Genomic DNA, 12511 nt, shown 5'->3' on the forward strand with positions numbered 1-12511 from the left:
CGGTCTCACAAATTCTTGCTTTGCCGTGATCGCGCCGCGACCTTAAGCCGGTTTTCCTATATGACGATGCCTGCGGCGCCGTGCGTCTCATCAGACGCGCAGACGCCGCTGCGGCCACTTTCAGTTGCGGCCTGTTTCTATCCTAAATAGGTTAGGATTTACGGAAACATGCGGCAGCGACTGCCGCGCTTGCCAAGAGCGGCATTTGAGTTAGTTTTGAACCAGGAAGCAACAGGAACTGTCCCATGGCGACTCGCACCATCCTCCTTGTCGACGACGACGATGATCTGCGTGAGACGTTGATAGAACAGCTCTCCCTCTACGAAGAGTTCGACCTTCTGCAGGAAGCGACCGCCGGGAAGGGCATTCAGATGGCGCGTGGCCGACAGGTCGACCTCCTGATCATGGATGTCGGTCTGCCCGACATGGACGGGCGCGAGGCGGTGAAGCTCTTGCGCAAGGGCGGCTTCAAGGCCCCGATCATCATGCTGACCGGCCACGACACCGATTCCGACACGATCCTCGGCCTCGAGGCCGGCGCCAACGATTATGTGACGAAGCCGTTCCGCTTCGCCGTGCTGCTTGCCCGCATTCGCGCCCAGCTCCGCCAGCATGAGCAGAGCGAGGACGCGACCTTCAATGTCGGCCCTTACACATTCAAGCCCAGCCAGAAGCTGCTTACCATGGAGAACGGCCAGAAGATCCGACTGACCGAGAAGGAAGCCGCAATCATCCGATATCTTTACCGCGCCGACCAGAAAGTGGTCACCCGCGACGTGCTGCTCGAGGAGGTCTGGGGCTATAATTCCGGCGTCACGACCCATACGCTCGAGACGCATGTCTACCGGCTGCGCCAGAAAATCGAGCGCGACCCTTCCAATGCCGAGATATTGGTGACAGAGAACGGCGGCTACAAGATCGTTCCCTAAGCCGGACGACATGACCGGGGGAGATTTGCCGCTTGGCGCTCAATGACGACATCGCACTCTTGTCCAACGTGTCGCTCTTCGCCGACATCGGCGAGGACAAGCTGAGGCTTATCGCCTTCGGCGCAGAGCGCCGCCGGGTGGCCAAGGGGCACGAACTCTTCCGGGAAGGCGCGCCGGCCGATTGCGCCTATGCCGTGGCGGCCGGCAGCTTCGCGCTTTCGAATGCGAATGCGCAAGGTCGCCAGCAGCAGGTGATGACCGTCGGCCGCGGCGCGCTCTTGTCCGAGCTCGCGCTCATCTCGATGGTCGAGCGCAAGTTCACCGCGACGGCGCAGGAGGACAGCGAAGTGATCCGGATCAACCGTCCGCTCTTCCGCCGGATGCTGGAGGAATATCCCGAGGTGACCGCCATGGTGGAAACCCGCATCCGGGAAAACATTCAGGCGATGATCCGCCGCGTGGAGGCGCTTGCCGGGCGGTTTACGTAAGCGGACGGCGCCGTCAAAGCTCGAAATGGGCTATGACGGGCACATGGTCGGATGGGCGTTCCCAGCCGCGTGCTTCCTTGAGGATCTCGACGCGCACGAGCTGGCTCGCGAGATCGGCGGAGGACCAGATGTGGTCGAGCCGGCGTCCGCGGTCGGCGGCGGTCCAGTCCTTCGCCCGATAGCTCCACCAGGTGTAGAGTTTTTCCGGCGGCGGCGTGTGGAGGCGCATCAGGTCGACCCATGCACCTCCGGTCATCACCGAGACCAGGCCCTCGGTTTCGATCGGCGTATGGCTGACGATCTTGAGAAGCTGCTTGTGCGACCAGACGTCGTGCTCGAGCGGCGCGATGTTGAGGTCGCCGACGAGGATCGACGAGACGCCGGCCTCGGCCTCCGCGTGCAGGAGCTTCATCTCGTCGACGAAGTCGAGCTTGTGTCCGAACTTCGGATTGACCGTGCGGTCCGGCTCGTCGCCGCCGGCCGGTACATAGAAATTATGGAGGCGGATCGTCTTTCCACCGGCCGCGAAGACGACGGAGAGATGGCGTGCATCGCCGACGCCGCAATAGTCGCGACGGTCGGAGAGTTCATGAAGCGGCAGGCGAGAGATAGTGGCGACGCCGTGATAGCCCTTCTGCCCGTGCATCTCGATGTGTTCGTAGCCGAGCTTCCTCAGCGGCGCCGAGGGGAACTGGTCGTTCCGACACTTGATTTCCTGCAGGCAGAGAATGTCCGGCTGCCATGTCTTGAGGAAATGTTCGACCAGCGGCATGCGCAGGCGAACGGAGTTGATGTTCCATGTGGCGATGGAAAGAGGCATTCCTCGTTCTCCCGGGAAATTGCCGGAAAAGGATCACGCGTCCGGCAACGGGAGCGTTTAAACAGGTTAGGCACCGATCGACAAGCTTGAAAAAATCGCCCGGTGCGGAGATCGCGCAAGGCTTCCTGTCGGCGCCGCTTTCGCAGCCGGCAGTCAAGACGCGTTCTCGCGCGGATCTGCCGGCGGATTAAGCCGCCATGTCGCCAAGACGAACGGCACCGAAAATGGCTGCCTGCCAGCCCAGTGTGGCCCAGCGTATGTCGATGGAGTGAATCGAGCCGGAATGCGGCAATGCGCCAACAATGCGCTGGGTGAGCGTGTTGCGCGGATAGCCGTCCATGTCGATGACGCCGCCGCCCAGCAGAACGATGCGTGGCGAAAACAACACCGTCGCTCTGGCAACGGTTATCGCCTGCTGCCACAATATGTCGTCGAGAGCGTCGTACAATTCCGGCGACTGCGCAGCAGCCTGGAAGAGGTCCTTCACGGCGACGCCATGTGCAGATGCGAGGTCCACCAGAGTTGCACCAGAGGCGTACGCCTCGATCCGCTTGGGGAATTCCTGACGGTCACCCGGCTCGAGCACCGGCATGTGGCCGATTTCAAGCGCCCACCCGCCGCCACGAAAAATGCCGTTTTCGCCAAGGTAGGCGGCACCGATCCCGGTGCCGAAGTAGACAGCCAACACCTCGCATTCGTTGGCAATCGCGCCGCAGGCGCTTTCCCCGAGCAACTGCAGAACCACGTCCCGCTCCAACTGGACGGGAACCGAAAGCGTGGAAGCCAATTCGGAGGCCAGGTGAACGCCGTTTAGTTCGGGAACGTTTGCGGCATGGATGATCGTATCGCAGTCACGTCCGATGAACCCGGGGACAGTTGCCACGACCCGGTCGATGGTCAGGTCGGCATCGACGGACGCACATTGCAGGAGCCGGGCGAGTTGGGCCGCAGGAGCGCCTCGGCGAAGATTACTCGTCGAAAAGGTGCGCGTGACTTCGAGCGGCACACCATGATCCGCAAAACCGATCTTGACCGAGGTTCCCCCGATTTCGGCAACGGCGATCGTTTCGGAGGCGGCTTTGAGCGTCATGAAAACTCCTGTCTGTCAACGAACTGCGACATCGCGCGTGTGCGGGCGCGTATTGCCTGCAAGCATTGCCTGATGCAGAAGATAGGCAGCACCCAGGGCGGGGCCGTCGTTGCCGGTGCTTGACGTTTCGACGCGGGGCATCGGATAGCCTTCGATGAGAGACGCGGCCAACAAAGCCTCCGTTTGTTCGGCCACGAAGGGATAGATCGCGCTGACCGATCCGGCGAGGATGATGCGGCCCGGCTGCAGGACGCAGGCAAGGGTCGCCAGCCCCCGAACCAGCCAGCGAGCCCAGTCGCGGGCGCAGGCAAGCGCGGTGGGGTCACCCGACGACAGCACTGCGATAAACGCGTCAAGCGAACTAATGACGCCGCTGATATGTGCATATCGGGCAAGGAGGGCGTCCTTGCCTATAAATGTTTCCCACCGACCAGGACGCACAGCGTCATAAACGAAGCCAGCCTCTCCGATCGGCATATGGCCGATCTCGCCAGCGCCGCCCAACTGACCGCGATGCAGCTTGCCATTGCTGACGATGCCGCCCCCAACGCCGTTCTCTATGAGAACGACGAGACTGTCATCGCCCTCGCCGTCCGGCGGAGCCGAACGATAGGTCTCAGCCACGGCCACCGCATTGGCGTCGTTTTCGAGGAGCACCGGGACACCAAGGCCGATGGACTCGGAAATCAGTTGCGCGAGGCTGACCCCATGCCAGCCCAAAATGGCGGCATGAAAGGTTTCGCCGTCCCCATCCAGGAAGCCCGGCAGCGCTACGTTGAGGCCATGGGGCCGTGCGCCGGGCGGCAACGTTCTGCGCACCTCATCAACCAGTGCTACGATGAGTTTCATCGCTTGAGCGGGCCTGCTTGCCGCACCCGAGAATGGGCGGGTGGCCTTTGCTCGGACTTTTCCCGACAGGTCGATGGCGATGACGTCGATCCGGTTCACGCCGATATAGGCGCCGAGAAAGAAGACACCGCTGCCGGCGATTTCAACGACGATCCCGGGGCGACCGACCTTGGCCCCTGCTTCGTTGCCCGTTGTCGATTCCCGTTCCCGCGCCAAACCAGCGTCGACAAGGCTTTGCACCAGAGTCCCTGTGGTCGAGCGGGTCAGATCGAGCTCACGGGCCAAGGATGCGCGAGTCAGCCCACCCGTGCGAAACAGTGCCGAAAGCGCGCGCGCTTCGTTCGGACGAAAAAGCAGTGTGTTTGACAATTCGAAGCCTATTTGTTCGATAAAATTACTAATACCCTCAGACAGGCCTGTCAATTGGGCCGATTCTTGATGCATTGCAGCATAGAAAAGGGGATATGCCGCTATTGACGGTCAAGGGAAACGGTGTTTTGTTCGGTTACGCTACAAAAATTCCGGTAGGGTGCAATGACGGTTTTGGCGCGACTCGAAAACATCGTGAAGGATTTCGGTGCCGTCCGCGCACTCGATGGCGTCACCCTCGAAATCAACCAGGGCGAGATTCTTGGCCTGATGGGGGACAACGGGGCCGGCAAGTCGACATTGGTGAAAACCATCGCCGGAAACTTCCAGCCGTCTTCCGGTTCCTACACCCTGGAAGGTGAGCCCGTGGTCTTTTCCGGACCGGCGGAAGCTCGTCGCCATGGAATAGAGGTCGTCTATCAGGATCTGGCGATCTGCGACAACCTGACCGCGTCGGCGAACGTTTTCCTCGGCCGCGAATTGATGCGGCAGATCGGGCCGTTCAAGGTGCTCGATCACAAGCGCATGAACGCCCGCTCGGCCGAGATATTCCGGGAACTCAAATCCGAGACCCGCCCGGCCGATCTCGTGGTGCGCATGTCCGGCGGCCAGCGTCAAGCGGTGGCAATTGCTCGTACCCGGCTCGCCAGGTCGAAAATCGTCCTTATGGACGAACCTACGGCGGCAATCAGTGTCCGGCAGGTTGCCGAGGTGCTGGCCCTGATCCGCCGCATGAAGGCACAAGGCCTTTCCGTGATCCTGATCAGCCATCGCATGCCCGATGTCTTCGAGGTTTGCGACAGGGTCGTGGTGCTGCGTCGGGGTCGCAAGGTGGCCGACAAGATGATCGAGCAATCGAGCCCCGAAGAAGTGACCGGCCTTATAACCGGCGCGATCCAGACGGCCTGATTCCGGAGAAACAACGCATGAGTGCTCCCGAGGAAGTTCCCCACATGGATGTCGATCTCCTGAAGAGCTCCGACCGCCCTTTCTGGAGCCGCGTATTCCTTGCGCAGGAGACGTGGATAGCACTGGCTATCCTGGTGATAGGCCTGGTCGTATCGGTCATCTCGGCAAAGTTCGCGACTTCCGGAAACCTCCTCAACATTTTCCAGAATGCCTGCTTCATCGGGATCATGGCGCTCGGCATGACGCCGGTGCTCATCAGCGGCGGTATCGATATCTCCGTCGGATCGATCCTCGGCATGTGCGGGGTGACGCTCGGCATCGTGCTCAATTCGGACATGCCGCTCGCGGTCGGCATCCTCGCGACACTCGCCATGGGTGTCGTCTGCGGCATGGTCAACGGAGTCATCATCTCCTACGTCAAGCTCCCGCCATTCATCGTCACGCTTGCTACCCTATCCATCGGACGCAGCCTCGCCCTGGTGCTCACGAACAACGAGGTGTTCTACGAATTCGGACAGGCCACCAACGGTATCATCGCGCTCGGCGGCGGCTATAGTTTCGGACTGCCCAATGTCGTCTATGCTCTCGTCGCCGGCGTGATCATCCTGCATTTCCTGCTGACCATGACGCGGTGGGGCCGCTACCTGTTCGCGATCGGCGGCAACGAGGCTGCGGCGCGAGTGGCGGGTATCCCTGTGGACCTCATCAAGGTCTCGGCCTACGCCTTCAACGGGCTGATGGTCGCCATAACTGCCGTGTTCCTGGTCGGCTGGCTTGGCGCCGTCACCAACGCGATCGGAACCGGATACGAGTTGCAGGTCATCGCGTCGACGGTCATCGGCGGAGCGTCGCTGACAGGCGGGTTCGGCACTGCGCTCGGCGCAGCCATCGGCGCGATTCTCGTGGAGGTTATCCGCAATGCCCTGCTGATCGCAGGGGTAAACCCGTTCTGGCAGGGAATGTTCGTGGGAAGTTTCATTCTAGCCGCGGTCCTGCTCGAAAGAATCCGCTCGCTGCGTCGGTGAGCGCGTCCGCATCAACAAGGAAAAGGGAGGAACTTCAATGCAACCAGTACACACTCTCACGGCAGCCCTTTCGGTGGCCTGCCTGGCCGTCGGCTTGACTGTGCCCCAGGCCAACGCTGCCGATCGCGAATTCGCCCTCGTCTTCAAGGTGCTCAACAACGCCTTCAGCCCGCCGATCCAGCAGGGGTGCGAGGCCGCCGCGAAGAAGCTGGGCGATGTCACCTGCACCTATCTCGGCCCGACCGAGTATGACGAAGCCAAGCAGGTCCAGCTTGCCCAGGATATGGTCACCCGCGGAGTGGCCGGCCTCGGCGTTTCGGCCGGCAACCCGAAGGCCATGGCTCGCATCATGAAAATGGCCCAGGATAAAGGCATTCCGGTCGTGACTTTCGACACGGACGTTCTGCCCGAAGATGCAGGCCTGCGCTCGACCTACATCGGAACCGACAATTATGAATTCGGCATCGCATTGGCGCAGAAGGTGCTGGAGACCAAGAAGGACGGCGGCGCCGTCTGCATCCAGTCGGGTGCGCCTGCATCCGAGAACCTGAAAGCCCGCGTCCAAGGCATCCGCGACACTCTTGCGGGCGTCACGAAGGACAAGGGTGCGGAAACGCTGACCGGTCAGAACGGATGGATCGAGCCGGCAGGTTGCCCTGTCTATAATAATGACGACATCACGCTTGCCGCCCAGCAGGTGCGCGACGTGATGACGAACAACCCCGAGCTTAGCGCTTTCATCGCTGTCGGCGGCTGGGCCCAGTATGCTCCGCAGGCTTACAAGCAGGCCATGGAGCCGCTCAAGGCACGCCTCGACAGCAAGGACCTGGTTGTGGTGTTCGGCGACAATTTCGGCCCGCAGTTGCCCCTGCTGGCCGAAGGACTCAGCCACTACAACATCGGCCAGCGTCCCTATGACATGGGTTATGAAACCATCATGGCGCTGGACAAGCTGACCAAGGGCGAAAAAGTGGAGCCGTTCATCAAGACCGGTACCGAGGTTTGCACCCCGGAGGACGCGCTGACGACCTGCGGCAAGACTGCGAACTAGTCCTTTTCCATTCCCCATCCCGCCCTTGTTTCGGCCGGGATGGGGACTTGTACTCGGCAAACCGCCCGCCGGGCGCAGGCTCTCCATCACTCAAGGGCCGATGGCCCTGACGGACTTTTGCATGGCTTCTCGACGTTTCAGACTGGGTATGGTGGGTGGCGGTCAGGGCGCCTTCTTCGGTGCAGTCCACCGCCGCGCGGCGGCGATGACGCATCGTTTCGAGTTTGTCGCCGGTGCGCTGTCGAGTGATCCGACGCGCGCCCTGGAAAGTGCCGACGCGCTGTATCTCGGCCGCGATCGCAGCTACACCGACTTTGCCGCCATGGCGGCCGCCGAGGCCGGACGCGACGACGGCATCGACCTCGTGGCCGTCGTAACGCCCAACCACATCCACGCTCCCGCTTCTCTTGCCTTCCTGGCGTCGGGCATCAGCGTCATGTGCGACAAGCCGCTGACCGCGACGCTCCCCGAGGCTCTCGAAGTCGAACAGGCGGCAAAGGCCGGCACAGCGCTTTTCGGCGTCAGCTACACGAACGCCGGCTTCGACATGGTTCGGGAAGCACGCGCTGTCGTCGAAAGCGGAGCCATCGGCGAAATCCGACTCGTGCGGGTTGAGTTTCCCCAGGAATGGCTCGCCTCGGCGACCGAGGCCCAGGGCAACAAACAGGCCGAATGGCGCACCGATCCGAAGCGAAGCGGCGCGGGTAGCCTCGGCGATATCGGAACGCATGCCTTCCACCTTGCCGAGTTTATCAGCGGGCTCCAGTGCATCACGGTGTCGGCCGAGGTCGACAGCTTTGTTCCCGGGCGACAGGTCGACGACAACGTTTCCGTTCAGCTTCGGTTCGAAAATGGCGCCAAGGGCAGCTTGTGGGCAAGCCAGATCGCGATAGGGAAGACCAATGGCCTTCGCATAGAGATTTATGGCGACAAAGCGTCGCTCGGCTGGGGTGTGGCGGACGCGAACGTTCTGCACTTCTGCCCGCTGGGCGGGCAGCGGATTATCATCGATCGCGCTTCACATGGCACTGTGGTCAAAGGACACATGCCGCCCGGACATCCACAAGGCTTCGTCGAGGCGCTTTCGCAACTTTACGCCGACATGGCGGACCAGCTCGAAGCTCGCTTTAACGGCGTGGCCGCGTCCTCGAAATCTCTCCTCTTGCCCGGCATAGACGCCGGGGTGCGAGGAATGAGGTTCATCGACGCGACGCTGCGCTCAGGCAGCGCCGAAGGAAGATGGATCACGCTCTAGATCACGATGTTTTCATGCCGGATGGACCTGAAACTTCGTGATCGGCTTCCGGGAGTTAGAGCGGGACGCGCGCGGAAAACCGTACACACCACTTACTTTGACGCCCGACGGGCTGCCGCTCTGTGAACAAAACTAAGGAACTCTAGAATGCCAGCAAAACAGGAACGCCGCCTTCGAGTGGGTGTGCTCGGTGCCGGGCAGATCGCCCAGGCCGCTCATTTCGAGGCCTGCACGAAGGCTGTCAATGCCGATCTCCATGCTATCTGCGATGTCGCCGATGACCTGCGCGAACGCATGGCGATCACCCACGGTGCAGCGAAGACCTACGACGACTACGACAGGATGCTTGCCGATCCCGATATCGAAGCCGTGATCATCGCGACCGCCGACGCCTTCCACGTCCCGGCCTCGCTGCGCGCACTCGAAGCCGGCAAGCATGTGCTCTGCGAAAAACCCGTCGGCGTGACGGTCGAGGAGTGCCTCGATCTCAGAGAGGCCGTCGAAAAGTCCGGCAAGATATTTCAGGTCGGCCACATGAAGCGCTTTGATGCCGGTCTCCAGGCGGCAAAAGCCTTCATTGCCGACGAGATGGGCGAGATGATCGCCCTCAAGGCCTGGTATTGCGACAGCACGCACCGCTATGCGATGACGGATGCCGTCCAGCCGCTGATCGTTACCAGCGCCAATGCGAAAAAGCCTTCGGCCAATCCGAAGGCGGATCTGCGCCGCTACTACATGCTGGCCCATGGCTGCCACCTGATCGACACGGCGCATTACTTCGGCGGCGACATCGTCTCGGTGCAGGCGCGGCTTTCCGAACGGGCCGGCATCTGGTGCTGGTTCGTCGACGCCGAGTTCGCTTCCGGCACGCTCGGCCACCTCGATCTGACCGTGCAAGTCCGCATGGACTGGCACGAGGGTTTCCAGATTTACGGCGAGAAGGGCAGCGTTCTCGGCAAGACCTATAACCCCTGGTACTACAAGACGAGCGAGGTGGACATTTTCCGCGAGGCCGAGGGCGCGACGCATCGGGTGCTCGGTGCTGACGGTCATTTCTATCGCCGCCAGGTCGAAGGTTTTGCACGCACCATCCTCGATGGTGCGCCGATGGAAGGCGCCGGCATCGACGACGGCCTCGCCTCGGTGCGCGCCATGGTCGCCATCGCCCGCTCGGTGGCGAGCGGCAAGGCGGTTGCGCTTGCCGATGTCGAGGGTGGCGTCTGATGAAGCTCGGAATCTTCGCCAAGACCTTTGAAGGCACGCAACCGGGTGCGGTGCTCGATGCCGTCGCGGCTGCCGGGTTTGCCGCCGCGCAATACAACATGGCCTGCTCGGGCCTCGCCTCCATGCCTGAAGGCATCGACGAGCGGCAGGCGTGCGCCGTTGCCGATGCGGCGAAGAAGGCCGGTATCGAAATCGCGGCGGTCTCCGGCACCTACAATATGATCCATCCCGACGAGGCGATGCGCGAGGCCGGCCACCGCCGGCTGGCCGTTCTGGCGGAACGCAGCCACGCCATGTCCAACCGCCTCATCACGCTCTGCACCGGCACGCGTGATCCGCTCGACCAGTGGAGGGAGCACCCCGAAAACGACACGCCGGAAGCCTGGCGCGATCTGCTCCGGGCCATGGAGACGGCGATCGGCATTGCAGACCGCTGCGACGTCGATCTCGGCATCGAGCCGGAGCTTGCCAATGTCGTCAACTCGGCGGAAAAGGCCCGCCGGCTGATCGACGAGATGCGGAGCCCGCGTATCAAAATCGTGCTCGACCCCGCCAATCTCTTTGAAACGACAACGTTTGACGAGCAGCGGACGACCGTGTCCGCGGCAATCGATCTTCTCGCCGACCGCATCGTCATGGCGCATGCGAAGGACCGGAATCCGGACGGCAGTTTTGCGACCGCTGGAAAGGGGGTGCTCGACTACGCACATTACCTCGCTCGCCTGAAGGCCATCGGCTTTACCGGCAGCCTGATCGCTCATGGGCTTGCAGCAAGCGAGGCCAAGGACGTTGCCCGCTTCCTCTCCGAAAAGCTCGAGGCGGGGCCATGAGCATCAACTTCGAGACACGCGACGGCACGCGGCTGAATGTCGACACGGCGGGCGAGGGCACGTCGGTTGTCTTCCTGCACGGACTTTGCGGCGACGCGGGCCAGGCCTCCGAAGCGTTTCCTGGCGACTCCGGCTTCCGTCGCGTCACGATCGAGGCCCGCGGTCATGGCCGATCGCAGTCCGGCGGACTCGACAGGCTTTCGATCGAAACCTTCGCGAATGACGTTGCCGCCTATGTGGAGGCCAATCTGGGCGTGCCTGTCATCATCGGCGGCATTTCCATGGGCGCGGCGATTTCGCTTCGCCTGGCCGTAAAGCGTCCCGATCTCGTCCGCGCCCTTGTCCTTGCCCGGCCCGCCTGGCTGACGGCATCGGCGCCGGAAAATATGATCCCGAATGCCGAAGTCGGCCACCTTTTGACCCGTCTGCCGCCGCCAGCGGCAAAGGCCGCTTTCCTGGAAGGTCCCATCGGGCAGCGTCTTGCGGCGGCCGCACCGGACAATCTGGCCTCGCTCACCGGCTTTTTTGCGCGGGAACCCATCGAGGTCACCGCCGCGCTCCTCACCGCCGTTTCCAGCGACGGCCCGGGAGTCACGGAGGCTGATCTCGCCCGCATCGCCGTCCCGACGCTCGTCATCGGCCATGAACGCGATCTCGTTCATCCCATCGCCCACGCGCGTGCGCTGGCGGAGAAAATCCCCGCTGCACGCTTCGTCCAGATCACCCCCAAGGCGGAAGACAAGGCGCGATACGTCGCCGATTTCCACCACGCCATGCGCAGGTTCCTGGAGGATTTTCAGAGATGACCGTCGCCGCAAGCGGGCAAGCTTGTCGAGCGCATCGGTCAGCGCGGGATTTGTGTCGTCTCTGCGGCGCGAGCCCGCGCCGGGGATCCCGCACCTCAACAGGCTTAAAGCAAAGCACTTCCAGGAAGAATGTCTTCCGTTCTGAAGTGCCTGGTTTCAACGTCGGAGCATTCGCGATCAGCCGCCGCGGCGCTTGTTGCGCACCTCGTCATAGGGGATGCGGAAGACCTTGTCGTCGAGCGCGATGCCGGTCCGGACGTTGAAGATCATCACCGAGGTGTCCTTCTTTTGCGCATCGGTGATCGTCCACTGCCGCAGATTGTAGCTCTTCGGGTCGAACATCATCGTGATGGTCGAATCTCCGAAGATGGAGCGGTCGCCGAGTACGATGGTGATGAGGTCCGCTTCCACCCTCACGTCGCGTACCATCCTGCTGCTCAAGTCGATCCTTTCGCTGAGCAGCAGATTGAGCGGGGTCTTCGAGAGCGGATAGATATCCCAGGTCTTGAGCTTCATATTGCCGATGACGACGGACTTGCCGTCGGCGATAACCCGCATCGGCGAGGGTGCTTCGTAATTGAAGCGGATGCGACCCGGCCGGCGGATATAGAACTTGCCGCCCGTCTGTTCGCCGCGCGGGCCGAACTGGACGAATTCGCCGGCCATGGTCTTCACGGACGAGAAATGATCCGCGATCCTCTGGGCAACGGCGGACGCCTGAGCCGAAGCGTCGCCGGCGCCAAACGTCGTGGCGCCGAAGCCGGCGAGAGCCGCCAGGCCGCCAACGAAGACGCGCCGCGAGATTGCCCCGTTGCGGCCGTCGGTTTTGGTCTCCATCATCGCAGTCTCCTTCATTCGTGACCATT

13 protein-coding genes are annotated in these 12511 nt (G+C 62.1%); 9 read left to right on the forward strand and 4 right to left on the reverse strand.

Annotated elements, in window-relative coordinates:
• Positions 1-245: 245 nt before the first annotated feature.
• A complete protein-coding gene (locus N0Q91_RS18655) occupies positions 246-929 on the forward strand; it encodes a response regulator transcription factor (protein WP_100672725.1) in 684 nt (227 codons plus the stop codon).
• A 32-nt stretch (positions 930-961) separates the two neighbouring features.
• A complete protein-coding gene (locus N0Q91_RS18660) occupies positions 962-1417 on the forward strand; it encodes a cyclic nucleotide-binding domain-containing protein (RefSeq protein WP_018097368.1) in 456 nt (151 codons plus the stop codon).
• Between the two features lie 13 nt (positions 1418-1430).
• Here N0Q91_RS18660 and N0Q91_RS18665 read toward each other — a convergent pair whose 3' ends face one another.
• From N0Q91_RS18665 to N0Q91_RS18675, 3 genes are all read right to left on the reverse strand, one after another.
• Positions 1431-2237, reverse strand: coding sequence for an exodeoxyribonuclease III (locus N0Q91_RS18665; RefSeq protein WP_018097367.1), 807 nt, complete (start codon positions 2235-2237; stop codon positions 1431-1433).
• Positions 2238-2424: 187 nt separating this feature from the next.
• Positions 2425-3327 (reverse strand): ROK family protein, encoded by a 903-nt coding sequence (locus N0Q91_RS18670; protein WP_275597166.1) that lies wholly within the window; start codon positions 3325-3327, stop codon positions 2425-2427.
• Positions 3328-3342: 15 nt separating this feature from the next.
• Entirely contained in the window at positions 3343-4599 is a 1257-nt protein-coding gene (locus N0Q91_RS18675; protein WP_375341874.1) for an ROK family transcriptional regulator, read from the reverse strand.
• 111 nt (positions 4600-4710) lie between these two features.
• Between N0Q91_RS18675 and N0Q91_RS18680 the strand changes: the two genes are divergently transcribed.
• The 7 genes from N0Q91_RS18680 (at position 4711) to N0Q91_RS18710 (ending at position 11645) form a co-directional block, all read left to right on the forward strand.
• Positions 4711-5454 carry an ATP-binding cassette domain-containing protein gene (locus N0Q91_RS18680; RefSeq protein ID WP_100672729.1) on the forward strand — a complete coding sequence of 248 codons (744 nt, stop codon included), beginning with the start codon at positions 4711-4713 and terminating at the stop codon, positions 5452-5454.
• A 44-nt stretch (positions 5455-5498) separates the two neighbouring features.
• The gene (locus N0Q91_RS18685) at positions 5499-6479 is read left to right on the forward strand and encodes an ABC transporter permease subunit (RefSeq protein ID WP_198516764.1); all 981 of its coding nucleotides are present in this window, start codon (positions 5499-5501) and stop codon (positions 6477-6479) included.
• 37 nt (positions 6480-6516) lie between these two features.
• A complete protein-coding gene (locus N0Q91_RS18690) occupies positions 6517-7530 on the forward strand; it encodes a sugar-binding protein (RefSeq protein WP_275597168.1) in 1014 nt (337 codons plus the stop codon).
• A gap of 100 nt (positions 7531-7630) precedes the next feature.
• Positions 7631-8785, forward strand: coding sequence for a Gfo/Idh/MocA family protein (locus N0Q91_RS18695; protein ID WP_275597169.1), 1155 nt, complete (start codon positions 7631-7633; stop codon positions 8783-8785).
• A 147-nt stretch (positions 8786-8932) separates the two neighbouring features.
• Entirely contained in the window at positions 8933-10009 is a 1077-nt protein-coding gene (locus N0Q91_RS18700; RefSeq protein WP_275597170.1) for a Gfo/Idh/MocA family protein, read from the forward strand.
• Entirely contained in the window at positions 10009-10839 is an 831-nt protein-coding gene (locus N0Q91_RS18705; protein WP_275597171.1) for a sugar phosphate isomerase/epimerase family protein, read from the forward strand. Before N0Q91_RS18700 ends, N0Q91_RS18705 begins: the two co-directional genes overlap by 1 nt.
• A complete protein-coding gene (locus N0Q91_RS18710) occupies positions 10836-11645 on the forward strand; it encodes an alpha/beta fold hydrolase (protein ID WP_275597172.1) in 810 nt (269 codons plus the stop codon). The genes N0Q91_RS18705 and N0Q91_RS18710 overlap by 4 nt, the downstream gene beginning before the upstream one ends.
• Positions 11646-11822: 177 nt before the next feature.
• Here N0Q91_RS18710 and N0Q91_RS18715 read toward each other — a convergent pair whose 3' ends face one another.
• Positions 11823-12485, reverse strand: a complete 663-nt coding sequence (locus tag N0Q91_RS18715; RefSeq protein WP_100672810.1) for an outer membrane lipoprotein carrier protein LolA — start codon at positions 12483-12485, stop codon at positions 11823-11825.
• Positions 12486-12511: the final 26 nt, after the last annotated feature.

The organism is Sinorhizobium prairiense (genome assembly GCF_029201645.2).
GTDB lineage: Bacteria > Pseudomonadota > Alphaproteobacteria > Rhizobiales > Rhizobiaceae > Sinorhizobium > Sinorhizobium meliloti_A.

Bases quoted from the DNA above. Each gene is read 5' to 3' on its own strand.
- N0Q91_RS18715 (WP_100672810.1), bottom strand. From the start codon at position 12,485: ATGATGGAGACCAAAACCGACGGCCGCAACGGGGCAATCTCGCGGCGC.
- N0Q91_RS18695 (WP_275597169.1), top strand. From the start codon at position 7,631: ATGGCCCTGACGGACTTTTGCATGGCTTCTCGACGTTTCAGACTGGGT.
- N0Q91_RS18710 (WP_275597172.1), top strand. From the start codon at position 10,836: ATGAGCATCAACTTCGAGACACGCGACGGCACGCGGCTGAATGTCGAC.
- N0Q91_RS18655 (WP_100672725.1), top strand. From the start codon at position 246: ATGGCGACTCGCACCATCCTCCTTGTCGACGACGACGATGATCTGCGT.
- N0Q91_RS18700 (WP_275597170.1), top strand. From the start codon at position 8,933: ATGCCAGCAAAACAGGAACGCCGCCTTCGAGTGGGTGTGCTCGGTGCC.
- N0Q91_RS18680 (WP_100672729.1), top strand. From the start codon at position 4,711: ATGACGGTTTTGGCGCGACTCGAAAACATCGTGAAGGATTTCGGTGCC.
- N0Q91_RS18690 (WP_275597168.1), top strand. From the start codon at position 6,517: ATGCAACCAGTACACACTCTCACGGCAGCCCTTTCGGTGGCCTGCCTG.
- N0Q91_RS18670 (WP_275597166.1), bottom strand. From the start codon at position 3,327: ATGACGCTCAAAGCCGCCTCCGAAACGATCGCCGTTGCCGAAATCGGG.
- N0Q91_RS18685 (WP_198516764.1), top strand. From the start codon at position 5,499: ATGGATGTCGATCTCCTGAAGAGCTCCGACCGCCCTTTCTGGAGCCGC.
- N0Q91_RS18705 (WP_275597171.1), top strand. From the start codon at position 10,009: ATGAAGCTCGGAATCTTCGCCAAGACCTTTGAAGGCACGCAACCGGGT.
- N0Q91_RS18665 (WP_018097367.1), bottom strand. From the start codon at position 2,237: ATGCCTCTTTCCATCGCCACATGGAACATCAACTCCGTTCGCCTGCGC.